We start from the raw sequence: 24,028 nt of genomic DNA, 5'->3' as shown, positions 1-24,028 counted from the left end.
TTCTGCCCGATTTGCACGCAAGCTATCCCTTATGAGGGAACTCCACCGATTCTGTGGCTACGCCACAGATGCGCCAGGACGGAGACCTTCATCTCGAAGCGGGGATCGGCGGCCAACATCCCGCCGTCGTACGGCGCCCGCAACTGCATGCTCGCGCCCGAGTCCAGATAGACCGCGACCACCGTACGGGCGCCCCGCCGCTCGGCCCGCAGGTCGACCACGCGACTCCACGGCTGTACCCCGGCGCCGAACGGCGTCACCGTCCGGATCCCGTGTGACCCCGCCTCGATGCCCAGCCGCCTGCGCAGCAGTACGGCCGCGGGCAGCCCGGCGATCGGCGGTCCGGCCGCCACCAGCAGCCACAGCCACGGCGGTGCCGTCACCGCACCCGCCGTGACCAGTCCGGCCAAAAGGCTCAGGCCCCCGCCGGCGAGAAGGACGCCGAGGCACAGGCCCCGGCCGAGCGCCTGCCGCCACGTGGGCCGAAAACGCGCAGCTCCCATGGCACGCTCAACGCCACCGGCCCGCCGCAACGCCGCACTGCCGGTGCGCTCCGACGTACCGTTGAGGCATGGCACCTGACAAGACCACCCTGCCCACCACCGAGGACGAGTGGCGGGTCCGCCTCAGCCCCGACGAGTTCCGCGTGCTGCGCCAGGCGGGCACCGAGGCGCCCTGGTCCGGCGAGTACGTGAACACCAAGACCGAGGGCATGTACCAGTGCCGGGCCTGCGGCGCCGAGCTCTATCCCAGCGACACCAAGTTCGACTCGCACTGCGGCTGGCCGTCCTTCGACGACGCCATTCCCGGCGCGGTCAAGGAGATCGAGGACCGCAGCCACGGCATGACCCGCACGGAGATCCGCTGCGCCCGCTGCGACAGCCACCTCGGCCACGTCTTCCGTGGCGAGATGATGACCGCCAGGAACACCCGGCACTGCGTGAACAGCCTGTCGATCAGGCTGGACCCGAAGTGAGCTCCTCCACCCGGTAGCGCACGCCGGCGTCCGACTCCAGCCAGTCGGCGCCGGCGGCCACCCGCCACTGCGGGCCCAGCTCCGGCGCGAACGTGTCGCCCTCGACCTCGATGTCCACGAGCGTCCGCACGACATGCCGGGCGCGCGGCAGCAGCGCCCGATACACCGCCTCGCCGCCGATGACCCAGAAGTCGTCATGCTTCGACAGGAGCTCCTCGACCGATCCGGCGGCCTCGGCGCCCTCGGCGGACCAGCCGGCCTGCCGGGTCAGCACGACGTTGCGCCGCCCGGGCAGCGGCCGCACCCGCGCGGGCAGCGAGTCCCAGGTGGCCCGGCCCATGACCACGGTCGAGCCCATGGTCCGGTCCCTGAACATCTTCTGCTCGCCGGGGATCCGCCACGGGATCTCCCCGCCGGCACCGATGACGCCGTTCCGGGCCTGCGCCCAGATCATGTGGATCATCGCGCTCAGACCGCGACCGGCGCCTTGAGGGCCGGGTGGTGCTTGTAGTCGACCACCGTGAAGTCCTCGTAGCGGTAGTCGAAGAGCGACGGCGCCGGCGCGAGCTCCAGCCGGGGGAAGTCGTACGCCTCCCGGGACAGCTGCTCGCGCACCTGGTCGACGTGGTTGGAGTACACGTGGCAGTCACCGCCGACCCAGATGAAGTCGCCCGGGGTGAGCCCGGCCTGCGCCGCGATCATGTGGGTGAGCAGCGCGTAACTGGCGATGTTGAACGGCACGCCGAGGAACATGTCGGCGCTGCGCTGGTACAGCTGACAGGACAGCCGGCCGTCCGCCACGTAGAACTGGAACATCGCGTGGCACGGCGCGAGCGCCATCTCGGGGAGCTGGCCCACGTTCCAGGCCGAGACGATCATCCGCCGGGAGTCGGGGTCGCGGCGCAGCGTGGCCAGCAGGTCGGCGATCTGGTCGGCGTGGCCGCCGTCCGGGGTCGGCCACGAGCGCCACTGCTTGCCGTACACCGGGCCGAGTTCGCCGTTCTCGTCCGCCCACTCGTCCCAGATGGTGACGCCGTGGTCGCGCAGCCACTGCACGTTGCTGTCGCCGCGCAGGAACCAGAGCAATTCGACCGCCACGGACTTGAAGTGCACCCGCTTCGTGGTGATCAGCGGGAAGCCCCGCGACAGGTCGTAGCGCAGGCGCTCACCGAAGAGGCTGACCGTGCCCGTGCCCGTGCGGTCCGCCTTCGGGACGCCGGTTTCGAGGACGCGGCGCAGCAGCTCTTCGTACTGGGTGTCGGCCATGGCCGACACGGTAGCGCCTCCGCGGGCCCGGGGCGGGGTGCGCCCCGGGCGTCGCGGATCACACCGGCATCAGCGGGACCAGGACTCGCTCATCGCCGAGATCTGCTGGTTGAGCTGGGCGAGGTCCCGGTTCGGCTCCTCGGTCCTGGCGGCCGGCTGCTCGGCCTTGAAGCCGAGCTGGGTGCCGAGCTGCTGCCAGCGGTCGAACAGGATGGCCTCGATCAGGACGTCCTTGACGTCGTCGTGGGCGGCCTTGAGCTCCGTCACGGCAGCCTCGTACCGCTCCACCTTCTTCAGCAGGTCAGAACCCTCGTAGTTGGTCATACCCGCACAGTAGCCAGAAATGAACACTCTTCGGGTTGATACTCATAAACCCGGCTTCCGCCCCAACCGCCCGCCCTTCACCGGAGGGCTGCGGCCGCGACCCTAAAGATCAAATTCCCCATCTTTGGCGCCACCGACGAAGGCGTCCCACTCGGCCGGCGTGAAGAAGAGGACATCGCCCTCCGGGCGCCGCGAGTCACGCACGGCCACCCCGTCGTCCAGCAGGGCGACCTCCACGGCCGCCTCTCCCGACGTTGCACTGCGGCGCCACTGTGCGCCGCTCAGATCCGCCTCGAACTTCTTGACCACGGCGGACAGTGTGCCACCCCGGGGCCGATGCATTCGTGCAGGTCGCCCGGGGCGGATCGGACGTCAGGACCGCAGCTTCTCGGCGATCCGGACGATCCGCTGGGCCATGTGGTCGAGCGCGGCGAACTGAACGTCGGTCAGCGGGGCGTCGTTCGTGCCGCCGGTGACGTGCGAGACGCCGTACGGGTTGCCGTCGGTGAACTTCAGCGGGTCGGTGTAGCCGGGCGCGACCACGACGCCGCCGAAGTGGTAGATCGTGTTGTACAGCGCGAGCAGCGTCGACTCCTGGCCGCCGTGCGCGGTCATCGTCGAGGTGAAGCCCGCGTACGCCTTGTCGGCGAGCAGACCCTGCTGCCACTGCGGGCCGAGCGTGTCGATGAACTGCTTGAGCTGGCTGGTGATGTTGCCGTACCGGGTCGGGCTGCCGAAGAGCACCGCGTCGGCCCAGACGACGTCGTCGGCGGTGGCCTTGGGCTCGTCCTTGGTCCGGTCGAAGTGCTGGCTCCAGGCCGCGTTCGAGGCGATGGCCTCCGGCGGCGCGAGCTCGGGCACCTGGCGCAGGCGCACCTCGGCGCCCGCCTTCTCGCCGGCCTGCTGAAGCCGCTCGGCCATGGCATGGACCGTGCCGGTGGACGAGTAGTAGATGACCGCCAGTTTCACGTTGGCCACGAGGACCCCCTCCGCAGTTGCTTGCATTGTCAACTAAAGATAGGGACGTTCCCCGGGCCACCGCTGCGAAACGTCAGAGGCGCAACTCGCTGCCGTGCGGGCCCACCTCGTCGGCGTGCTCGTCGTCGAGCCACACCCCGTCCGACGCGAGGTAGCGGAAGCGGTAGTGGCCCGGGTCCAGGCGCAGGGTCACCGTACGCATCCCGTCGCGCCGCAGCTTGAGCTCGTGCAGTCCGGGCTCCCAGCCGTTGAACGTGCCGACCACACTGACCGGACCCTGCGGGGCGTCCTTGGGCAGACAGAACGTCACCCGGGTCTTGTTGCCGAACAGCTTGCTGCGCTTGATCATCTCAACTCCTGGAATGCGGGCCTCCTCGTTGATCAACGCCGGAGGTGCGCCGGGGTGACGCATAAGATCGGCGGATGCACCCGCAGCCCCGCGACGAGATCCGGGTGGCGTCGTTCCGCGACCTGGACAACACCACCCTGTACGCGATCCTCAAGCTGCGCGTCGACGTGTTCGTCGTCGAGCAGAAGTGCCCGTACCCGGAGCTCGACGGCCGCGACGCCGAGCCCGGCACCCGGCACGTGTGGCTGCAGCGCGGCGACGACGTCCTGGCCTGTCTGCGCATCCTCGACGACGGCGGCGGCACCGAGCGGATCGGCCGGGTGGTGACCGCACCGGCCGCACGCCAGGGCGGCCACGCGAGCCGGCTCATGGAGCACGCGCTCACCGTCGTCGGCAACCGGCCGGCCGTGCTCGGCGCGCAGGCACACCTGGCGGGCTTCTACGCGCGCTTCGGCTTCCAGATCGCAGGAGAACGGTACGTGGAGGACGGCATCCCCCACGTACCGATGAAGCGCTCCGGACCGCTCAGCAGCGCACCCAGCTGAAGTTGAACAGCGTGTCGACGTCGCCCTCGCTGGCGGTCATCGACATGCTGCTCCGCGGAGCGGTCGCCGCGGCGTCCACCCGCAGCTCGGTGTTGATGTTCAGCACCCTCTGCTCGGAGCAGGGCACGTAGACCAGCACCGGGGCGACGTCCTCGGTCGACCAGTAGCCGCTGTACGGGCCGGCGAACGTCTCCTCGGTCCGGCTGTTGTCCGACGATCCCTGCCAGTAGTAATTCGTCCGCTGCAGGCCGGTCGCCCCGCCGGCGAGCCGCGCACGGCCCCGGTAGTCCGCCTCGGCGATCGCGAACGTCCAGCCGGCCGGCACGGTCACGACGACGCCGACCTGGCAGTTCTTGCGCTTGTCCGTCGGGTCGGCGCCGGAGCCGGCCTGCGCGACGAAGTCGTGGTATTTGATCCGGAAGCCGCTCTTGTCGGGCGCGGTGACGACCGTGGCCGTGCCGGGCGCGCAGCCGGAGCCGTTGGCCGCGACGACCTCGACCGTGACCGCACCCTCCGGGGCGGTCGCGGCGGCAGCGTGGGCGGGCGCGGAGGCGGACAACGCGAGAACCGTACCGAGTACGGCGACAATCGCGTGTCTCGCACCGACGAGACTTTCTTTCATAGCATTCCCCTCGGTTCACGGGCTCAAAATCGATGGCATCAGCGCGCGCAGCGTCGCCGCTTTATCGCGGGCTTCGTCGCCCACGGGAGGTGACCTCGGTACACCCCGCGAAGGAATGTAAGGCAGCGCGGAGCCCGGACACAAGCATTGACTGTAGTCAATCGGACTCACGACCCTCGGCGCCCTCTTACTCCCTGGTCGGCGCGCGCCGACTGAGTATCCATAGGCAGTACAACGAGGATAATTCGGGCGCGGTCGACGCCTACCTGCCCCAATTTGGCCGGAAGGTGCGTGTGTGCTTTCTCCAGGGCCGGCCGAGTAACCGAGTGGTCATATCAGCTATTCGTTTCATTGACTTCCATCGATCTATATTCTTAGCATCGAGCCGCGCGCGTGTCGTCGCACCACATTCGGAAGGAATCCCATGCGTAAATTGCTGGCTCGTGCAGGTATCGTCCTGGCACTGCTCGCCTCACCGGCGTGGGTGAGTTCACCCGCCTCCGCCGGCAGCATCCTCGACGATCCGCCGGCCGACCACATCGTCATCGACCTGGTGGCCATGGCCGGCTCGGGATGCAAGCCCGGAACGGCCGACGTCGCGGTCTCCCCGGACAACACGGCCTTCACGGCCATCTACAGCGAATACCTGGCCCAGGTCGGGCCGGGCATCTCCAGCACCGAGGGCCGCAAGAACTGCCAGCTCAACGTGCTCGTCCACGTACCGCAGGGCTTCACCTTCGCGATCGCCAAGGTCGACTACCGCGGGTACGGCCTCCTGAAGACCGGCGCCTCTGCGACCCAGCGGGCGAACTACTACTTCCAGGGCATGAGCCAGGGCACCTACACCAGCCACCCGATCGCCTCGCCGCTCGACGACAACTGGATGGTCAGCGACGACGTACCGGTTGCCGCCATGGTGTGGCACCCGTGCGGCGAGATGCGCAACCTCAACATCAACACCGAGCTGCGGGTCAGCAAGGGCACGTCCACGGACACCAGCTTCGTGACGATGGACTCCACCGACGGCAGCATCTCCACGACGTACCACTTCGCCTGGAGAGAGTGTCACTGACGTGACGTCGGCGGAGGGCCCGACCGGCCCTCCGCCGACAGCGGCGGTCAGGGCAGCGCGGCCACGAACTCCGCGACCGAACGGCGGCGGCCGGTGTAGAACGGCACCTCTTCGCGGACGTGCCGGCGAGCGCCGGAAGCCCGCAGGTCCCGCATCAGGTCGACGATGCGGTGCAGCTCGTCGGCCTCGAAGGCGAGCATCCACTCGTAGTCGCCCAGCGCGAACGACGCCACCGTGTTGGCCCGCACGTCCGGGTAGCCACGCGCCAGCCGGCCGTGCTCGGCGAGCATCGCGCGCCGCTCCTCGTCGGGCAGCAGGTACCACTCGTACGAGCGCACGAACGGGTACACGCAGATGTACGCCCGCGCCTCCTCACCGGCCAGGAACGCGGGCAGGTGGCTCTTGTTGAACTCGGCGGGGCGGTGCAGCGCCATCTGCGACCACACGGGCTCGAGGTGCCGGCCCAGCGCCGTACGCCGGAACAGCCCGTACGCCTCCTGCAGCGCGTCGGGCGACGAGGAGTGCCACCAGATCATCACGTCGGCGTCGGCGCGCAGGCCGGAGACGTCGTACGTGCCGCGGATCGTGACGTCCTTGCCGCCGAGCTGCTCGAACAGGGCGTCCACCTCGCCGGACAGCTCGTCGCGCAGCGCCGGCAGCGGCGTGGCGGCCCGGAAGACCGACCACATCGTGTACCGGATCGTCGCGTTCAGCTCGTTGATCCGCGCGGCATTGGTCTGCGGCTCGCTCATCGCTCCTCCAGGTATTTCAGGACGTCATCGGCGGCCTTCTCGCCGCTGGCCACGCAGGCCGGGATGCCGACGCCGTCGTACGCGGCGCCGGCCAGCGCGAGCCCGGGCCGGTCGCTCAGCGCCGCCCGGGCGAGGGCCACCCGGTCGAGGTGGCCGGGGGTGTACTGGGGCAGGCCGCCGCCCCAGCGCTGGACCCACGAGGCGACCGGGGCCGGCAGCGACGTGCCCAGCAGCCGCCCGAGCTCGGCGTGCGCGGTCTCGAGCAGGACGGCGTCGTCGTGCTGCAGCCGTTCCTCCTCACCGGCCCGGCCCAGCGAGGCACGCACGATCACGGGCCCGTCGGGTGTGCTGAGGTGCGGCCACTTGCTGGTGAAGAACGTCGCCGCCTTCACCAGCGTGCCCTCCGTGGGCGGCACGAGGAACCCGGACAGCTCGGGCAGCGGCGTGCCGGCCGGCAGCGCGAACGCGGCGAGCGCGACGCTCGCGTAGTCGAGCACCTCGACCGCGGCGGCGGCGGAGAGGTCCACCCCGGCCAGCATGCGCGCGGCCGCACGGGCCGGCACCGCGAGCACCACCGCGTCGACGTCGTCGGTCTGCGGGGCGGGCACCGGGCCGAGCAGCAACCGCCACCCGTGCGCGGTGCGGGTCAGCTCGCGCACCGGCAGGCCGAGGCTGATCCGGGCGCCGCTCGCAGTGGCGGCGGCCGAGACGAGGCTGTTCATGCCCCCGGCCACGGCGGCGAAGATCGGACGTCCGGGCACCCGTACGGACGCGGCCTGGGCGGCCCGGACGGCACCGGCGAGGGTGTGCTCGGAACGGGCGGTGCGGGCGAGCGCGGGCATCGTCGTGGCCAGGGACAGCTCGTCGGCGCGGGCGGCGTACACCCCGCCCAGCATGGGGTCGACCAGGCGGTCGGCGACCTCGTCGCCGTAGCGGGACCGCACCAGCGCGCCCACGGCGACGTCGGCGCCGGGCTCGAGCAGCGGCCGGCCCTCGTCGCGGTCGGCGTCCGCGGCCGGCGTCGCGACCGTGCCGAGCAGGCTCAGATCCCCGGGTACGCCCAGCAGCGTGCCGCCGGGCACCTTCTCCAGCCGGCCGCCGATGGCCAGGGCGGCCGGGATCGGCGCGGGATGCACGAGCGATCCGCCCAGCCCCACCCGCCGCGCGAAACGCACCGCCGCGGACTCGTCGCCGTCGGGGGCGCTCATGAGGAACGACTCGGCGCCGCGCTCGACCGTGGCGCCCGCGAGCTCGCCGGTGCGCAGCTTGCCGCCGAGCCGGCCGGCCTGCTCGTACACGATGATCTCGGTGTCGGCCGGGGCCCGGTCCCGGATCCGCACAGCGGCGGCCAGCCCGGCTATGCCGCCGCCGACGATCGCCACCCGCTTCCGCACGCCTTCCACACTGTCAGGTCCCGTCGCTCCCCGGCCAGCGGGGTCATCCGATGTGAGCGGCACGGCACCCACCCTGCCCGGCGGCGTGGATCATCGCCCAGGGCCGAAGGTCCCGAGCGGGACTCAGGCGCCGACGGTGTGGATCAGCTCGACGAGCCGGGTCAGCACGTCCGGGTCGGTCTCCGGCATGACCCCGTGGCCGAGGTTGAAGACGTGACCGCGGGCGGCCCGGCCCTCGCGCAGCACGCGGCGCGCCTCGCGCTCCACGACCGGCCACGGCGCGAACAGCACCGCCGGGTCGAGGTTGCCCTGCACGGACCGGTCCGGGCCGACCAGCGCGGCCGCCCGGTCGAGCGGCGTACGCCAGTCCACCCCCACGACGTCCGCGCCCGCCTCCCCCATCGCCGGGAGCAGCACGGACGTGCCGACGCCGAAGTGGATCCGCGGGACGCCCGCGCCGGCCAGGCCGGTGAGCACCTTCGCCGAGTGCGGCAGAACGTACTCACGGTAGTCCGCCTCGGACAGCGCGCCCGCCCACGAGTCGAAGAGCTGGACCGCGCTGACCCCGGCGTCCACCTGGACGCGCAGGAAGGTGAACGTGATGTCGGCGAGCCGGGAGCAGAGCGAGTGCCACAGGCCGGGGTCGCCGTACATCATGGCCTTGGTCTTCACGTACGTGCGCGACGGGCCGCCCTCGATCAGGTAGCTGGCCAGCGTGAACGGGGCACCGGCGAAGCCGATCAGCGGGGTGCTGCCGAGCTCGGGCACGAGCAGGCGTACCGCCTCGGCGACGTAGTCCACCGCGCCGGGCTCCAGCGGGCGCAGGCCCTCGACGGCGGCGGCCGTCCGGATCGGCTCGGCCACCACCGGGCCGGTGCCGGCCACGATGTCCAGGTCGATCCCGGCGGCCGCGAGCGGCACCACGATGTCGCTGAACAGGATCGCCGCGTCGACGCCGTGGCGGCGCACCGGCTGCAGGGTGATCTCGGTGACCAGGTCCGGGCGGCGGCACGACTCGAGCATGCCGACGCCCTCGCGGATCTTGCGGTACTCCGGCAGGGACCGGCCGGCCTGGCGCATGAACCAGACGGGGGTGTGCGGCACGTCCAGGCCGCGGCAGGCACGCACGAGGGCGGAATCCGCGAGAGAGTTGGTCACCCGCGACATCGTGCCACGTGAGTGAACCGGCGCCTGCGGCGCGCCGCGCACGGACGGAAGGCAGTGATCGGCATAGGCTGCCTCCCATGGCGCCCACGTCCGCTGCACCCGAGGCGTTCACGCGCGCCGTGGCCGGGCTGCGCGCCTCCGCGCCGCGCGAGGAGATCCTGCTGGAGGAGATCGCCGCGCCGCAGCGGCTCGCCCCGTACGGCTTCGCGCTGAGCGCCACGGTGCTGCGCGACGGCGAAGAGGTGGCCAGCGGCCGGTTGATCCTGCTGCACGACCCGGACGGGCACGAGGCGTGGCGCGGCAACCTGCGCCTGGTCACGCTGATCACCGCCGAGCTGGAGTCCGACCTGGCCGGCGACCCGCTGCTGCCGGCGGTGGCCTGGACCTGGCTGACCGACGGGCTGGAGCAGCACGGGGCCGCGTACACCGCGATCGGCGGCACGATCACCCAGACCACGTCGACCCGCTTCGGCGAGCTGGCCGGCCCGGCCCCGACGGCCGACCTGGAGATCCGCGCCTCCTGGACGCCGACCTCCGGCGACCTCGGCGATCACCTGCAGGGCTGGTGCACGATGCTCGCCTCCACCGCGGGCCTGCCCCCGCCGGGCGTCACCGCCCTCAACCACCAGCGCGCGTCAGCCACCTGAGGCGAGTCGCTGAGCGCAACGCGAGTCGCACCTCGACACCGACCTTCCCGGGGCGAAGTGCCCGCCGGAGCGGAGCGGAGGCCATCAGCAAATGTCGAAGGCATCACAGGCGGTCTTGATCGGTACGGCGAGACCGATGCCCTCGGCGTCCCGGGCCTTGGCCGTGGCGAGCCCGATGACCTGGTCGTCGCCGTTCACCACGGGACCGCCCGAGTTTCCCGGGTTGATCGGCGCGTCGAACTGGATCGAGGGGCCGTCGGCGTCGCCGGGCCGGTACGCGCTCACCACGCCGGTCGTGACGGTGTCCTCGAGCCCGAGCGGCGCGCCCACCACGACGACCTGCTGACCCGGCTTGACCGTGCCCGGAGCCGTCTCCAGCCCGGCGATCTTCCGGGACGCCCGCAGCAGCGCCAGGTCCTTGCCCTTGCTGACCTTGACGATCGTCGCGGAGACCTCGTCCCCGCCGCGCTCCAGGAACACCTTGCGGCCGCCGTTCTCCCACACGGACTCGACCACGTGGTAGTTCGTGAGCAGGCTGGCCTGCTTGTCGCCGCCCTCGCCGACCGCGAACGCCGTACCCGTGAAGTTGCCGGCCCGGACCCGGAAGACGCTCGGCAGCACCGACGACGAGATGGCTTCGGGGTCGAAGACCCCGGCCAGCCGCTTCTCCAGGCGCGCGGCCCGGTCGGCCAGCTCGCCCTGCCGCTGCTGCGACGCGGCGAGCTGCGCGGTCAGGCGGCTGTCGGCGCGGTCCAGCCGCCACGCCATGAACCCGCCGCCCACGAGCAGGACCACCGCCAGCAACGCGGGGACCAGCCGGCTGCGGGGCTGCCGCACCTCGTCCGGCCCGGCGACCACCGGGTACGGCGCTCCCCCGGCCGGCGAGGCCAGATAGGGACCTGCGTCGCGGCGCGCCGGGCGGGGATGCCCTATCCGCGGCGGCGGCGTGGCGGTCCGGGCGGTGGCCCATTCGCCGGACGGATGGTCGGGCAGGCTGAGCAGCGGATCCTGCGGCAGCCGGCGCGGGCCGGGCGCCCCGAAGGGGTCGAACGCGGTGGTCACGGCCGGTAGTACGGACGGAACCGCCTCCGCGGACGGGTCCCGTGGCGCCTTTTCCGACGGTTCGGCGAGGATGCGGACTGCATCGCATTCGACGCGCCGGTACCCGGCTGCACACGCCCGGGGAGGTCCCCCCGTACGGTTACGGTGTGACCGACGAAGCATTTCCGCGCCGTCGGGACGCGCCGGACCACGCAACCGACGGACCGCACGACGTGCCGCCCGACCCGACGTCTGGCGGTCCCGACGAGCCTGCCCGCGCCGCCGTACCGCTGACCGCGCCCCGCGACGGCACGCCACGCCCCCTCGAGACCGCCGAGGAGCTCGCCGAGGTCGTCGAGCGGCTCGCCGCCGGCTCGGGTCCGGTGGCGGTGGACGCCGAACGGGCCTCCGGCTACCGCTACACGCAGCGCGCGTACCTGGTGCAGCTGCGCCGGGAGGGCGCCGGCACGGTGCTCATAGACCCGATGCCGCTGGACGACCTGAGCACGCTCGACGCCGCGCTTGCCGACACCGAGTGGGTGCTGCACGCCGCCAGCCAGGACCTGGCGTGCCTGGCCGAGATCGGCATGAAGCCGCGCAAGCTGTTCGACACGGAGCTGGCCGCCCGGCTGGCCGGGTTCGAGCGGGTGGGCCTCGCCGCGCTGACCGAGCAGCTGCTCGGGTACTCGCTGGAGAAGCACCACTCGGCCGCGGACTGGTCGACCCGCCCGCTGCCGGAGTCGTGGCTGACGTACGCGGCCCTGGACGTGGAACTGCTCACCGACCTGCGCGACCTGCTCGCCGCCGAGCTGGAGAGCCAGGGCAAGGCCGAGTGGGCGGCGGAGGAGTTCGCCGCCCTCGTGGCCAGCGCCGACCGGCCGCCGCGGGTACGCCCCGACCCCTGGCGCCGCACCTCGGGCATCCACCGGGTCCGCGGCGCCCGCGCCCAGTCCCGTGTCCGCGCCCTCTGGTACGCCCGCGACGGCGTGGCGGCCCGCCGGGACTCGGCACCGGGCCGGGTGCTGCCGGACTCGGCGATCATCGCGGCGGCGGAGCTGGACCCCAAGGACGAGCGGGCCCTGCTGGGCCTGCCCGGCTTCGGCGGCCGCTCGGTGCGCCGGCTGGCCCGGGTCTGGCTGGACGCGCTGGACGCCGCCCGCGCCCTGCCCGACGACGAGCTGCCGGTCAACCAGCCGGTCGAGGGGCCGCCCCCGCCGCACCGCTGGGCGGAACGCGACCCGGTCGCGGCGGCCCGCCTGCAGCGCTGCCGTCAGGTGGTCATCGCGACGGCGGAGGCGCACACCCTCCCGCCGGAGAACCTGATCAGCCCGGACTTCATCCGGCGGCTGGCCTGGTCCCCGCCGGAGGAGGTCGCGCCGCAGACGGTCGGCGACGTCCTCCGCGGGTTCGGCGCCCGGAACTGGCAGGTCGGCCTGCTCGCGGACGAGCTGGCCAAGGTGCTGCCCGATCCGGCCGCCGCGACGGGCTGACACCGCCGTTCCTCCTGCGGCACCGTGTTCCCAGGGACTTGTCACATCGACTGGTCCGGTTACCTACCGGCGAGTAACATCTGCCGTGTCACAGCCCTGGGTTCACGCCTGCAAGGAGGCTTGTTGTGCCCCGAGTAAGTCGCGAGGTCGTCTTCGTCGACGGCGTCCGCACCCCGTTCGGCAAGGCCGGCGGCATGTACGCCGAGACCCGCGCCGACGACCTGGTGATCCGGTGCATCCGTGAGTTGATGCGCCGCAACCCGCAGCTTCCGCCCGAGCGGGTGGACGAGGTCGCGATCGCGGCCACCACCCAGATCGGCGACCAGGGCCTGACGATCGGGCGGGTGGCCGCGCTGCTGGCCGGGCTGCCGAAGACCGTTCCCGGGTACGCGATCGACCGGATGTGCGCCGGCGCCATGACCGCGGTGACCAACGTCGCCGGCGGCATCGCCATGGGTGCGTACGACGTGGCCATCGCCGGCGGTGTCGAGCACATGGGCCGGCACCCCATGGGCGAGGGCGTGGACCCCAACCCGCGCATCCTCGCGGAGAAGCTGGTCGACCCGTCCGCGCTGGTCATGGGCGCGACGGCGGAGAACCTGCACGACCGCCTCCCGCAGATCTCCAAGGAGCGGGCGGACGCGTTCGGCCTGGCCTCGCAGGAGAAGACCGCGAAGGCGTACGCGAACGGCAAGCTGCAGCCCGACATGGTGCCGGTGGCGATCCGCAGCGCCGAGGAGGGCTGGGGCCTGGCCACGGCCGACGAGGCGCCCCGCGAGACCTCGATGGAGAAGCTCGCCACGCTGAAGACCCCGTTCCGCCCGCACGGCCGGGTCACCGCCGGCAACGCAGCCGGCCTCAACGACGGCGCCACCGCGGCGCTGCTGGCCAGCGAGGACACCGCCCGTGAGCTGGGCCTGCCGGTCGCGATGCGGCTCGTGTCGTACGGCTTCGTCGGCGTCGAGCCGGAGGTCATGGGCTATGGCCCGATCCCGTCGACCGAGAGGGCGCTGCGGCTGGCCGGCCTCACCATCGACGACATCGGCCTGTTCGAGCTGAACGAGGCGTTCGCGGTGCAGGTGCTCGCGTTCCTCGACCACTTCGGCATCGCCGACGACGACCCGCGGGTGAACCCGTGGGGCGGCGCGATCGCCATCGGCCACCCGCTGGCCTCCTCCGGCGTACGGCTGATGACGCAGCTGGCCCGCCACTTCGCCGAGCACCCCGAGGTCCGCTACGGCCTCACCGCGATGTGCATCGGCATCGGCATGGGCGGCACCGTGATCTGGGAGAACCCGAACTGGGAAGGGAACGACAAGTGACGGCTCTGCCCGAGTACCCCAACGAGGTCGTGACGAAGGCGCTCGTACGCCTGGTCAAGGTGCCCGGGCTGGAGAAGCCTGCCGCGCTGATCACCCTCGACAACGGCCTGGACTACAAGAAGCCGAACAGCTTCGGCCCCGCCGGGCTGCGGTCGCTGGACGAGGCGATCACCAAGGCCACCGAGGCAGAGCCGGCATTCATCGCGCTGACCGGCAAGCCGTACATCTTCTGCGTCGGCGCCGACATCACCGGCATGCCGTTCATCACCGAGCGGGACCAGGCGGTGGCCCTCGGCGAGCTCGGCCACCGGGTCTTCGCCCGCCTGAAGAGCTCGAGCATCCCGACCTTCGCCTTCATCAACGGTGCGGCGCTCGGCGGCGGCCTCGAGGTCTCGCTGCACTGCCACTACCGCACGGTGTCCGGCGGCGCCGCGGCGCTCGGTCTGCCCGAGGTCGCGATCGGCCTGGTGCCCGGCTGGGGCGGCAGCCAGCTCCTGCCCAACCTCATCGGCGTGCCGGGGGCGGCGCAGGTCATCCTGCAGAACCCGCTCACCCAGAAGGTGCTCCGGCCGAAGCAGGCCGCCGAGCTCGGGGTCGCCGACGTGCTGTTCGAGCCGGCCGACTTCCTGGAGCGCTCGCTGGAGTGGGCGGCCGGCGTGGTCAAGGGCGAGATCGAGGTGCAGCGCCCCGAGGTCGACAAGGACATGTGGGAGGGCGTGCTCTTCTTCGCCAAGCAGCAGCTCGACGAGAAGCTGCACGGCGCGGTTCCCTCGGCCAACAAGGCCCTCGAGCTGCTCGCGCTCGCCAAGGACGCCTCGTTCGAGGACGGTACGGCGGCCGAGACGCAGGCCCTCGCCGACCTCATCATGGGCGACGAGTCGCGGGCCAGCCTGTACGCGTTCGACCTGGTCCAGCGTCGCGCGAAGCGCCCGGTGGGCGTACCCGACAAGTCCCTGGCCCGCAAGGTCACCAAGGTCGGCATCGTCGGCGCCGGTCTCATGGCCTCCCAGCTGGCGCTGCTCTTCGCGCGGCGCCTGCAGGTGCCGGTCGTGCTCACCGACATCGACCAGGCCCGGGTGGACAAGGGCGTCGACTACGTCCGCGGGCAGATCGACAAGATGGTCGGCAGGGGCCGGATGGACGAGGGTACGGCGGCCAAGCTGCGCGGCCTGGTCAGCGGCTCGGTCGACAAGTCCGTGTTCGCCGACGCCGACTTCGTGATCGAGGCGGTGTTCGAGAACCTCGACCTCAAGAAGCAGATCTGGGCCGAGCTCGAGAAGATCGTCGGGCCGGAGACCGTGCTCGCCACCAACACCTCGTCGCTGTCGGTGACCGAGATGGCCGCCGACCTCGAGCACCCCGAGCGGGTCGTCGGCTTCCACTTCTTCAACCCGGTCGCCGTGCTGCCGCTGCTGGAGATCATCAAGGGCGGCCGTACGGACGACGCGACGCTGGCCACCGCCTTCGCGGTCGGCAAGGAGCTCAAGAAGTCCTCCGTGCTCGTCAAGGACGCCCCGGCGTTCGTGGTGAACCGCCTGCTCACCCGCTTCACGAGCGAGGTGTTCGCCGCGATCGACGCCGGCACGCCGCTGGCCACGGTCGACACCGCGCTCGACCCGCTGGGTCTGCCGATGCGCCCGATCGCGCTGCTGCAGCTGGTCGGCCCGGCGGTCGCGTACCACGTGGGCGAGACGCTGCACGAGGCCTTCCCGGACCGCTTCGGCGACAGCCCCAACCTCAAGAAGATCGTCGACGCCGGCCTGCCGCTGATGGTCGACGACGAGATCAACCCCGAGGTGGAAGCGCTGATCGGGGGCGGTTCCGCCCCGCTCACCGCCGACGAGGTACGCCAGAAGGCGCTGGACGCGCTCGCCGAGGAGATCCGGCTGATGCTGGACGAGGGCGTCGTCGCCGAGGCGCAGGACATCGACCTGTGCATGATCCTGGGCGCCGGCTGGCCGTTCCACCTGGGCGGCGTGACGCCGTACCTGGATCGCAGCGGCACCTCCGAGCGGGTCACCGGCAAGCGCTTCCTGCCGCGGGGCCTGGCGAGTCTGCCCGCCTGATCCGGCCGTCCGAACCGATGCCCCCGCGCCTGTCCCTGGCGCGGGGGCGTCTTCGTGACAGCACTGTGTCGTTCAACTGACGGATAGGGGACCCACGCCGTCGTCGCAGGTGGGTACGCTCCTGCGGCTGACGTTCTTAGCTCTGGAGTTCTCATGTCTCAGCCGCCGTACCAGCCCTATCCCGGCCAGCCCGGCCCCGAATCAGGAGGCGGCTACCAGCCGCCGGCGGCACCCGGTTCGTACCCGCCGCCGTCCTCCGGGGCCGGTGGCTACCCGCCGCCCTCCTCCGGTGCCGGCTCGTACCCGCCGCCGGGCCAGGGCTCGTACCCGCCGCCGTCCGGTCAGGGTTCCTACCCGCCGCCGTCCGGTCAGGGTTCCTACCCGCCGCCCGGTGACGGCTCCTACCCGCCGCAGCCCGGCGGCGCGGTGCCGCCGTACGGCTCGGCGCCCGCGCCGAAGAAGAAGAACTCGGCGCTGAAGATCGTGCTGATCGTGGTCGCCGTGGTCGCGGTGCTCTGCGTCGCCGGCATCGGCATCGCCGTGTTCGCGGCCAAGGACAAGGTCGAGCAGGTCGTCGACGCCACGAAGATCACCGTGGTCGAGCCGCAGACCCTCGGCGGCCGGGAGAAGGCCAGCGACCCGACCCTGCAGAGCAGCGTCGAGGGCCTCGACAGCGAGATGGCCAAGATCCCCGGCTCGACCGGCTCGGTCGGCGCGATCTACGGCGACATCCAGAAGCAGGACATCGTCATGGTGGCCGCGGCCTCGTCGATCAACGGCTCCCCGCAGAGCCGCTACGACGAGTTCACCGAGGGCCTCGGCCAGGGCGGCATCAAGCTCGAGGACGTCACCGACACCGACCCGGGCCCGCTGGGCGGCATCGCCAAGTGCGGCGACAGCAACACCTCGGGCGTGCCGATGGCCGTCTGCGTCTGGTCCGACAACGGCAGCGTCGGCATGATCGCGATGATGTTCAAGGGCAAGGCGGACCTCGAGAAGGAGTTCGTCGCGATGCGCGGCGAGATCGAGCAGAAGTCCTGACGTCCTCCGCGGGCCCCGACGATTGATCCTTTCGGTGCGTCGGGGCCCGCGGAACAGGGGAAGATTCACCTGTACGGCGGCGGCTAAGCTCCTGCGAGCAGTCGGCCGATCGTTGGAGCGTTGATGTCGCAGCCGCCCTATCCGGGCCCGCCGTACCCCGAGCAGCCCGGAAGTGGGCAGCCGCCGCAGCAGCCGTACGGTGGCCATCCCGGCTACCCGCCGCCGCCGAACCCGGACGTGCCCGCGTCGGTCCCGCCGGGCTACCCGCCGCAGCCCTCGTACGGTCAGCAGCCGCCGTACCCGCAGCCCGACCCCACCCGGGTCGACGCCCAGCCCGGCTACCCGCAGTCCGGCCCGCCGATGGCCGGCTACCCGCAGTCCGGGCCGCCCATGGCCGGCTACCCGCAGTCCGGGCCGCCCATGGCCGGCTATCCCCAGTCCGGGCCGCCCATGGCCATGGGCTACCCGCCGGCCCAGCCGCCGGCGAAGTCCCGGGCGCTGCCGATCACGCTGGTGTCCATCGCCGTGTTCCTGGTGCTCTGCGTGGGCGGCGGCACCGCCGTCTACCTGGTCGGCCGCAACACCGCCGACGACATCGCGGACGCGGTCGCCACGACCGCCCCGACGCCGTGGGACGCCGCGACGCCGGACCCGACGCTGCCGACGTTTCCGACCGAGGAACCCACCCTGGCGCCCACCGCCACGATCACCGTGGTGGAGCCCAGGAAGCTGGGCGGCCGGCCGAAGCTCACCGATCCCCAGTTCGCCGGGGCAGCCGAGCAGCTCGAAGAGGGCCTGAAGAAGGTGCCCAACGCCAAGGCCACGGTCGGTGCCCTCTACGGCACCCCGAGCCGGCAGAACATCGTGATCGTCGCCGCCGCGGCCGCGGATGTGACCAACCCCACGCGCGAGCTCGACGGCACGTTCCTCGGCGCGGGCGTGGGCGGCCTCAAGCTGACCGGCATCACCAAGACCTACCCGGGCGCGCTGGGCGGCGCGGCGAAGTGCGGCCGCGGCGAGGCGGGCGGCGCCCCGCTGATCATGTGCGGCTGGGCGGACGAGGGCAGCGTCGGCTGGGTGATCTGGTACTACAAGTCGATGAGCAGCGCCAAGGCGGAGTTCCCGACGTTGCGAGCGCAGGTCGAGAAGAAGTCAACCTGACACGCCGAAGGCTGCATCACACGTTCGTCTCACCTTCGCCACGAACGCGACGCGGTCGACGTGCGATCCGTCACTCGATGCCGTACCGCAACATCGAGCAGCCAGGATGATTCGCCGGGCCCGGCCGGGCCCGTCGTCACCCGAATCGACTGGCAGAGGAGCGCACGGTGATCCTCCCGCAACTTCGCCGCGTCCGCTGGGCCGTACGCGCGACCCTGGTGCTGGGCGTCGCCGCCTCCGTGGTCGCCAACATCCTGCACGCCCTGGACAACCCGATCAGCCAGGCCATCGCCGCCTGGCCGCCGCTCGCGCTCCTGCTGACCGTCGAGCTGATCTCCCGCGTCCCGGTGCACCGCCGCTCCCTGGCCGCCGCACGCCTCGTCGCCACGGCCACCATCGCGGGCATCGCGGCCTGGGTGTCGTACTGGCACATGGCCGGCGTCGCGGCCCGGTACGGCGAGACCGGCGCGTCGCCGTACCTGCTGCCGCTGTCGGTGGACGGGCTGATCGTGGTGGCGAGCATCTGCCTGGTCGAGCTGGGCGGCCGGATCTCGGCGGTCGAACACGAGACCCGGGAGGCCACGCCGGCCGCACAGCCGGTGGTCCCCGGCCTGATCCCGGTCCCGGCCCCCGCACCGACGTCCTCGAACCCGACAGCCAGCCCGGCCACGACGGCCCCGGCCGCGGCGACAGCCACGACGGCGGCGAGCCAAGCCGCGACGGCGAAGGGCACGGCCGCGACGGGCGCGACGGCGTTGCGGCGGACGACGGCAGCGGCGCTGGCGGAGGTGGCGGCCACTCTTCCCGCCACCCTGCCCAAGACGCGGGCGCCCGAGACGTCCTCCTTCAAGCCCGTCCTGACACGCGCTCAGGCGACGACGGCCCGCACCGGACCGGCGAGCCCGGCCAAGCCCAAGGCCCGCCGCTCCCCCGCCGAGACCGTCGCCGCTGCCGCGAAGATCAAGGCCTCCCGCCCGGACCTGACCGACGCGCAGCTGGCCGCGGAGCTGGGCATCAGCGTCTCCCGCTGGCGCACGATCCGCCGCGAGACCGGAGCCGACGACAACCTGCGGCTGGCCGCCTGACGCCGGCCGGCCCAGAGCCGGCCGGCCCGGGCCGCCAGGCGGTCAGCCCGGGGCGATCCCGAGCCCCTTGGCCTTCGGCACGGTGGCCGTCGCCGCGACCACCGGGGTCGTGTCGGCGGCCGGCAGGCTCACCGTGACCTCGAGCCCGCCGCCCGGCTGCGCCACCGCCGAGACCGTCCCGCCGTGGGCGTCGCAGACCGCCCGGACGATCGAGAGCCCCAGCCCCGACCCACGGGACCCGGTCCGCTCCCAGCCGCCGCGCCGGAACGGCTCGAACAGGCCCGGCACGTCGCCCGGGTCCACCTCGTAGCCCGTGTTGCCCACCACCAGCCGGGCCTGGCCGCCCACGTTCTCGGTACGCAGCCACAGCTTGCCCATGAGGTGGTTGTAGCGGATCGCGTTCTCGATGAGGTTGCCGGCGAGCCGGTCCAGCAGGCTGGGATCGCCGACCACGTTGGCGGCCTGCAGGTCGGTGGTCACGTCCAGTTTCAGCCGCTCCGCCTCGGCGCGGACCGCGGACAGCGCGTTGTAGACGCTGGTGGCCAGGTCGGCGGGGACCTTGCGGACCAGGCGGCGGCCGGACTGGGCCTCGCTGCGGGCCAGCACCAGCAGCGCGTCGACGAGGCCGTTGGCGCGTTCCGAGGCGTTGCGGACGACCTTGGCCATCCGGCGATACTCGGCCACGTCCGCCTCGTCGTCGCTGAGCGTCACGTCGATCTCCGTACGCATCACCGCCAGCGGCGTTCGCAGCTCGTGCGACGCGTTGGCGACGAAGCGTTTCTGGGATTCGAAGGCGCCGGCGAGGCGGTCGAGCATCGCGTCGAAGGTACGGGCCAGCTCGGCGACCTCGTCGTCCGCGCCGGAGTAGCGGATGCGTTCGTCGAGGGTCTCCTCGCCGAGGCGGCGGGCCGTGGCCGTCACGTTGTGCAGCGGCCGCAGCGCCCGGCCGGCCACCGCGTACGCGCCCGCGATGCCGATGATGCCGATGGCGAAGAGCGCGACCAGGCCCTTGACCAGCAGTTCCTGGGAGGCGCGTTCGACGAGCTGGGTCTGCCAGGTGAGCGCGTCGAGGCGGTCGCCGTTGGAGAGCACGACCTGTGTGCCGGGCTGCAGCTCGTCCGCGGGGTGCAGGGCGTCGCCGACGAGCAGCCAGGCCAGCAGGACGAGGATGGCGCCGGCGCCGACGAGGAGGATGCCGTTGAGCAGGGTGAGCCGCAGCCGCAGCGTCGGCCGCAGCCCGAGCCGTTCCTGCCGGCCGGCGTACACGGTCACGCGGGGCCGCCGGCGGGGGTGACGATCACCGGCTCGGGCACGCGGTATCCGGCGCCGACCACGGTCTCGATCAGCGGCGGGTCGCCGACCTTCTTGCGCAGCGTCATGACGGTGACCCGTACGGTCGTCGTGAACGGGTCCGTGTTCGCGTCCCAGACGCGTTCCAGCAGCTCCTCGCTGGACACCACGCCGCCGCGGGCCTTGAGCAGCTCCTCGAGGACGCCGAACTCCTTGTTCGTGAGGTCGACCGGCGCGCCGCCGCGGGTGACCACCCGGCGGGTCTGGTCGAGCACGAGGTCGCCGACGGTGAGCACGGGCGGGGCCGCGGGGGTGGCGCGCCGGCCGAGCGCCTGCACCCGGGCGACGAGCTCGTCGAAGGCGAACGGCTTGGGCAGGTAGTCGTCGGCGCCCAGCTGCAGGCCCTCGACCCGGTCGGCGACCGTGCCGCTGGCGGTCAGCATCAGCACCCGGGTGAGCGCGCCCGACTCGACCAGCGCCGCGCATATCTCGTCGCCGTGCATGCCCGGGAGGTCCCGGTCCAGCACGACCACGTCGTAGCGGGTCACGTACGCCATCTCGTGACCGGTCAGGCCGTCGTACGCGACGTCGACCGCCATCCCCTTGCGGCGCAGACCTCGGGCGATCGCGTCGCAGAGGTTCCGTTCGTCTTCCACCACCAGCACGCGCACCCGCGGCTCCTGTCGAAAATCGGGTCAGCCGGCGCCCAGCTTCGTCGCTGCCGCGTTAAGAGGCTGTAAGTGCAGGCTACCGGTCGGTCACCGGATCGGTCAGGGGCCAGATCGCGACCGAGGCGTCGAGGCCCCGGCAGACGAGCACGTCACCGGCGCCCTGGCAGTCGCCGGAGACGCCGGCGGCCTTGCCGAGCACGCGTACGGCCAGTGTCCGCGGGTCCAGCAGGGCGTACCAGACGACGTCGTCGCCGATCCGCTGCCGCAGCCCGATGACCGTGCCGTCCGGGCGTACCTCGCCGACGGAGCGCCAGTTGCCGAAGTCGCCGTGCAGTTCGCCGGTCACCGGGTCGACGACTGCGAGCGGGTACCGCGCCTCCAGCCCCTCGTTGCCCGTGACGAGCAGGTACCGGCCGGTGGGTTCGGCCCACGTCCACCGGTCGCTGGACCACCGGAAGGCGCCGGTCAGCGTGTCGACGACCTGGACGCCGCCGCGGTAGCCGAACAGGCAGATGGCGCCCGCGCAGTCCGGCTGCACCCAGCGTCCGGACAGGTCGAGGTCGTTGCGCCAGCGTTCCCGCAGGTCCCGCAGGTCGTACGCGGTGACGTCGCCGAGCCCCCCGACGAGCACGAGGTCGCCGGCGGGCCACACCGTGATGCCGCGGCGCGACCAGGTGGGCGGGGCCGGTACGTCCAGCGTGGCGGTGACCCGCCCGGTGACGGTGTCGCGGACCTCGAGGTGGCCGGCGACGGTGGCGGTGACGAGGCGCCCCGGGAAGCCGTCGTCGTAGCCGGCCTCCGTGGTGTACCCGAGGATCGGCTGGCGCAGCACCCAGCGGTTGCGGCCGGTGGTGAGGTCGACGCCGTACCAGTCGAGGTGGCCGGACTCGGGGCTGTTCTCCCGCAGCAGCGCCACGTTGTCGGCGCGGGACACGCTGAGCAGCCGGGCCGGTGCCCGCCAGCGGGCGTGGTCGGTGCCGGCCTCGACCGCCACGGTGGCCTCCGCGCCGAGCGTGTCGACCTGGTACGACACCAGGATCGCGTCCCCGGCCGACGTGACGCTGAGGACCCCGCCGGTCACCGCCGCCGTCGTCCGGGACAGCAGGGTGCCGCCGGGCAGCGCGTACGTGCTGACCACCCGGTCCTGCGCCGCGGTGACCCAGCCGACCTCCGGGGCGCTGACCAGGTAGAGCCGGTCGTTCTCGACGAACATGGCGTCGCCGAGGCGGGCGGGTACGACGGTCGGGGTGACCGGTGGCAGCCGCGGCGCCGAGCCGGAGACGAGCACGAGCAGCGCGACCGCGGCGACGGCCAGCGCGGCGCGGAAGGGGAACGGTCGGCGCGCGGGAGCGGGCTGCAGCGGCTGCTCGTCGTGCAGCTCGCCGAGGTCGATGACGACGTCGCCCACGCCGTCATTGTGCGCCACGTCACGTCCAGCGGCGACCATCAGGCGCGGTACCGGAACACCTCCACCCCGTCGCCGACCCGGCACGCGACCCTCGCGGTGTCCGCCTGGCACCGCGTGGCCGGCTGCGGGATGCGGCCGAGCGGCTGCACCGCCGTCCGGCCGGCCCGCAGGACGCCGACGCTCGTGCTGCGGTCGGTTTCCCTGCGGGTCAGCACGTACGCCTCGTCGCCGACCCCGACGTACCCACGCCATCCGCTGAGGTCGGCCAGCACCCGCCCGGTGGCCTGGTCCACGGAGCGCAGCGGGCTGGTCTGGCCCCGGACCTCCAGGACCGAGCCGGGGCCGAAGGCGAGCAGGTCGGTGTCCGGATCCGCGCGCCACAGCAGCCGGCCCGTCCGTGGGTCCACCACCTGCACCTCGGTCAGGCTGCGGACGCAGGGCAGGCCGGCGCAGGCCGTGGCGCTGCCCTGCGGATCGGGCTGGTACTGCTGCCAGAGCGGTTCGAGCGTGTCGACGGCGTACGCGACGACCGGCCCGCCCTCCCCGAAGCCCCCGTAGTGCACGAGCAGGACGGCGCCGGCGGCCTCGCCCCACGCCGGGCGCCCGCCGCCGACCCGGGGCACGGCCCGCTCGCGCAGCACCGTGCCGTCCCGGGGCGACCGCACGGTCAGCCTGTCGGCGGAGAGCACGACGATGGTCCCGCCGATCCAGGCGGTGGAGATCGACCCGGGTACCGAGGCGGACCAGATGCGCCGGCCGGTGCCCAGCTCGACCCCGTCGAGTTCGGTGCTGCGGGCCGGCTCGGTGTGCAGCTGCTCGGTGGTGCTGCCGTACAGCCGGCCGGGCGCGCCGGTGTCGACGTCGTACTCGGTGCCGGGGCGGAAGTTCTCCCGCAGCACCAGCCCGGTCCGGTCGTCGAGCCGCTGCAGGGGCGTCGCCGAGCGCCACCGCACCGACCCGGTCCGCGCGTCCAGCACGGTGGTCGAGCGGCGCACGTTCACCATCACCACGTCCGGCGTGGCCTCGGTGAGGTAGTACGGCTCCTCCTCGCTCCCCTGCGGTCCGGGCGCGCTCCAGAGCCGCCGTACCGGATCCGCCGACCAGGCCGTGACCAGCGGCGGATGCTGCTGGAAGTCGAGCGCGTAGAGCCGCCCGCCCAGCAGCTGAACCTCGGTCCCGGGCGGGGCCGGCACCCGGCCGGTGCGCTGCCAGAGCGGCGAGGAGACGGGGGCCGCGCCGCCGAGCGCGAGGGTCAGCAGGGCGGCCAGGGCCAGCCCGAGGCGGCGGTAGACGTAGGCGGGCGGCGCGGCGGGCGGGTCGGGCGGAGCCGGCGACTCCGGGCTCAGCTCGATCAGCGCCAC

The 24,028-nt window shown here is 72.5% G+C and carries 26 protein-coding genes; 10 read left to right on the top strand and 16 right to left on the bottom strand.

Features of this window, described 5'->3' with window-relative positions; genetic code table 11:
- Positions 1 to 29: 29 nt before the first annotated feature.
- A complete protein-coding gene (locus COUCH_RS09190; RefSeq protein WP_249611639.1) occupies positions 30 to 503 on the bottom strand; it encodes a hypothetical protein in 474 nt (157 codons plus the stop codon).
- Positions 504 to 571: 68 nt separating this feature from the next.
- Between COUCH_RS09190 and msrB the strand changes: the two genes are divergently transcribed.
- Entirely contained in the window at positions 572 to 976 is a 405-nt protein-coding gene (msrB, locus tag COUCH_RS09185; RefSeq protein ID WP_249611638.1) for a peptide-methionine (R)-S-oxide reductase MsrB, read from the top strand.
- Here the strand turns inward: msrB and COUCH_RS09180 are convergent.
- The 6 genes from COUCH_RS09180 to COUCH_RS09155 all read right to left on the bottom strand — a co-directional run bounded on the left by COUCH_RS09180 (position 957) and on the right by COUCH_RS09155 (position 3,893).
- On the bottom strand, positions 957 to 1,430 hold the full coding sequence (locus tag COUCH_RS09180) for a dihydrofolate reductase (RefSeq protein WP_275980084.1): 474 nt from the start codon (positions 1,428 to 1,430) through the stop codon (positions 957 to 959). The genes msrB and COUCH_RS09180 overlap by 20 nt on opposite strands.
- 14 nt (positions 1,431 to 1,444) lie before the next feature.
- Positions 1,445 to 2,242, bottom strand: coding sequence for a thymidylate synthase (locus tag COUCH_RS09175; RefSeq protein ID WP_249611636.1), 798 nt, complete (start codon positions 2,240 to 2,242; stop codon positions 1,445 to 1,447).
- A gap of 69 nt (positions 2,243 to 2,311) precedes the next feature.
- Positions 2,312 to 2,566, bottom strand: a complete 255-nt coding sequence (locus COUCH_RS09170) for a hypothetical protein (protein WP_249611635.1) — start codon at positions 2,564 to 2,566, stop codon at positions 2,312 to 2,314.
- A gap of 102 nt (positions 2,567 to 2,668) precedes the next feature.
- Positions 2,669 to 2,875, bottom strand: a complete 207-nt coding sequence (locus tag COUCH_RS09165) for a DUF397 domain-containing protein (RefSeq protein WP_372443647.1) — start codon at positions 2,873 to 2,875, stop codon at positions 2,669 to 2,671.
- Positions 2,876 to 2,938: 63 nt separating this feature from the next.
- A complete protein-coding gene (gene wrbA, locus COUCH_RS09160; RefSeq protein WP_430640911.1) occupies positions 2,939 to 3,571 on the bottom strand; it encodes an NAD(P)H:quinone oxidoreductase in 633 nt (210 codons plus the stop codon).
- Positions 3,572 to 3,617: 46 nt separating this feature from the next.
- Positions 3,618 to 3,893: an isoamylase early set domain-containing protein gene (locus COUCH_RS09155; protein ID WP_249611632.1), complete on the bottom strand. Its 276-nt coding sequence runs from the start codon at positions 3,891 to 3,893 to the stop codon at positions 3,618 to 3,620.
- A 74-nt stretch (positions 3,894 to 3,967) separates the two neighbouring features.
- Here COUCH_RS09155 and COUCH_RS09150 point away from each other — a divergent pair, with 74 nt between their 5' ends.
- Entirely contained in the window at positions 3,968 to 4,438 is a 471-nt protein-coding gene (locus COUCH_RS09150; RefSeq protein WP_249611631.1) for a GNAT family N-acetyltransferase, read from the top strand.
- On the opposite strand, the gene COUCH_RS09145 is transcribed toward COUCH_RS09150, so the two are convergent.
- Positions 4,419 to 4,997 carry a DUF4360 domain-containing protein gene (locus tag COUCH_RS09145; protein ID WP_249611630.1) on the bottom strand — a complete coding sequence of 193 codons (579 nt, stop codon included), beginning with the start codon at positions 4,995 to 4,997 and terminating at the stop codon, positions 4,419 to 4,421. The genes COUCH_RS09150 and COUCH_RS09145 overlap by 20 nt on opposite strands.
- A gap of 487 nt (positions 4,998 to 5,484) precedes the next feature.
- On the opposite strand from COUCH_RS09145, the gene COUCH_RS09140 reads away from it, so the two are divergent.
- A complete protein-coding gene (locus tag COUCH_RS09140; RefSeq protein ID WP_249611629.1) occupies positions 5,485 to 6,132 on the top strand; it encodes a DUF4360 domain-containing protein in 648 nt (215 codons plus the stop codon).
- Positions 6,133 to 6,179: 47 nt separating this feature from the next.
- Here the strand turns inward: COUCH_RS09140 and hemQ are convergent, their stop codons facing one another.
- From hemQ to hemE, 3 genes are all read right to left on the bottom strand, one after another.
- On the bottom strand, positions 6,180 to 6,884 hold the full coding sequence (gene hemQ, locus COUCH_RS09135) for a hydrogen peroxide-dependent heme synthase (protein ID WP_249611628.1): 705 nt from the start codon (positions 6,882 to 6,884) through the stop codon (positions 6,180 to 6,182).
- The gene (hemG, locus tag COUCH_RS09130; protein ID WP_430640910.1) at positions 6,881 to 8,278 is read right to left on the bottom strand and encodes a protoporphyrinogen oxidase; all 1,398 of its coding nucleotides are present in this window, start codon (positions 8,276 to 8,278) and stop codon (positions 6,881 to 6,883) included. Before hemG ends, hemQ begins: the two co-directional genes overlap by 4 nt.
- A gap of 123 nt (positions 8,279 to 8,401) precedes the next feature.
- Entirely contained in the window at positions 8,402 to 9,436 is a 1,035-nt protein-coding gene (hemE, locus tag COUCH_RS09125; RefSeq protein WP_249611626.1) for a uroporphyrinogen decarboxylase, read from the bottom strand.
- Positions 9,437 to 9,522: 86 nt separating this feature from the next.
- Between hemE and COUCH_RS09120 the strand changes: the two genes are divergently transcribed.
- Positions 9,523 to 10,092: a DUF3000 domain-containing protein gene (locus COUCH_RS09120; RefSeq protein ID WP_249611625.1), complete on the top strand. Its 570-nt coding sequence runs from the start codon at positions 9,523 to 9,525 to the stop codon at positions 10,090 to 10,092.
- Between the two features lie 84 nt (positions 10,093 to 10,176).
- Here the strand turns inward: COUCH_RS09120 and COUCH_RS09115 are convergent, their stop codons facing one another.
- Positions 10,177 to 11,154, bottom strand: coding sequence for a S1C family serine protease (locus COUCH_RS09115; protein ID WP_249611624.1), 978 nt, complete (start codon positions 11,152 to 11,154; stop codon positions 10,177 to 10,179).
- 146 nt (positions 11,155 to 11,300) lie between these two features.
- On the opposite strand from COUCH_RS09115, the gene COUCH_RS09110 reads away from it, so the two are divergent.
- The 6 genes from COUCH_RS09110 to COUCH_RS09085 all read left to right on the top strand — a co-directional run bounded on the left by COUCH_RS09110 (position 11,301) and on the right by COUCH_RS09085 (position 19,298).
- Entirely contained in the window at positions 11,301 to 12,623 is a 1,323-nt protein-coding gene (locus COUCH_RS09110; protein WP_249611623.1) for an HRDC domain-containing protein, read from the top strand.
- Positions 12,624 to 12,748: 125 nt separating this feature from the next.
- Positions 12,749 to 13,945, top strand: coding sequence for a thiolase family protein (locus COUCH_RS09105; RefSeq protein WP_249611622.1), 1,197 nt, complete (start codon positions 12,749 to 12,751; stop codon positions 13,943 to 13,945).
- Positions 13,946 to 13,950: 5 nt separating this feature from the next.
- On the top strand, positions 13,951 to 16,011 hold the full coding sequence (locus COUCH_RS09100; protein ID WP_249613644.1) for a 3-hydroxyacyl-CoA dehydrogenase NAD-binding domain-containing protein: 2,061 nt from the start codon (positions 13,951 to 13,953) through the stop codon (positions 16,009 to 16,011).
- A 153-nt stretch (positions 16,012 to 16,164) separates the two neighbouring features.
- Positions 16,165 to 17,052: a hypothetical protein gene (locus COUCH_RS09095; RefSeq protein ID WP_249611621.1), complete on the top strand. Its 888-nt coding sequence runs from the start codon at positions 16,165 to 16,167 to the stop codon at positions 17,050 to 17,052.
- A 123-nt stretch (positions 17,053 to 17,175) separates the two neighbouring features.
- A complete protein-coding gene (locus COUCH_RS09090) occupies positions 17,176 to 18,213 on the top strand; it encodes a hypothetical protein (protein WP_249611620.1) in 1,038 nt (345 codons plus the stop codon).
- A gap of 167 nt (positions 18,214 to 18,380) precedes the next feature.
- Positions 18,381 to 19,298 (top strand): DUF2637 domain-containing protein, encoded by a 918-nt coding sequence (locus tag COUCH_RS09085; RefSeq protein ID WP_249611619.1) that lies wholly within the window; start codon positions 18,381 to 18,383, stop codon positions 19,296 to 19,298.
- Positions 19,299 to 19,340: 42 nt separating this feature from the next.
- On the opposite strand, the gene COUCH_RS09080 is transcribed toward COUCH_RS09085, so the two are convergent.
- The 4 genes from COUCH_RS09080 to COUCH_RS09065 all read right to left on the bottom strand — a co-directional run bounded on the left by COUCH_RS09080 (position 19,341) and on the right by COUCH_RS09065 (position 24,028).
- Positions 19,341 to 20,564: a sensor histidine kinase gene (locus COUCH_RS09080; protein WP_430640966.1), complete on the bottom strand. Its 1,224-nt coding sequence runs from the start codon at positions 20,562 to 20,564 to the stop codon at positions 19,341 to 19,343.
- A 2-nt stretch (positions 20,565 to 20,566) separates the two neighbouring features.
- Complete coding sequence (locus COUCH_RS09075) at positions 20,567 to 21,259, bottom strand: response regulator transcription factor (protein ID WP_249611617.1); 693 nt, start codon at positions 21,257 to 21,259, stop codon at positions 20,567 to 20,569.
- Positions 21,260 to 21,335: 76 nt separating this feature from the next.
- Positions 21,336 to 22,667 carry a PQQ-like beta-propeller repeat protein gene (locus COUCH_RS09070; RefSeq protein WP_249611616.1) on the bottom strand — a complete coding sequence of 444 codons (1,332 nt, stop codon included), beginning with the start codon at positions 22,665 to 22,667 and terminating at the stop codon, positions 21,336 to 21,338.
- Between the two features lie 38 nt (positions 22,668 to 22,705).
- On the bottom strand, positions 22,706 to 24,028 hold the full coding sequence (locus tag COUCH_RS09065) for a hypothetical protein (RefSeq protein ID WP_249611615.1): 1,323 nt from the start codon (positions 24,026 to 24,028) through the stop codon (positions 22,706 to 22,708).

This window comes from Couchioplanes caeruleus (assembly GCF_023499255.1).
Lineage (GTDB): Bacteria > Actinomycetota > Actinomycetes > Mycobacteriales > Micromonosporaceae > Actinoplanes > Actinoplanes caeruleus_A.
This window is presented reverse-complemented; position numbering and strand designations above follow the sequence as displayed.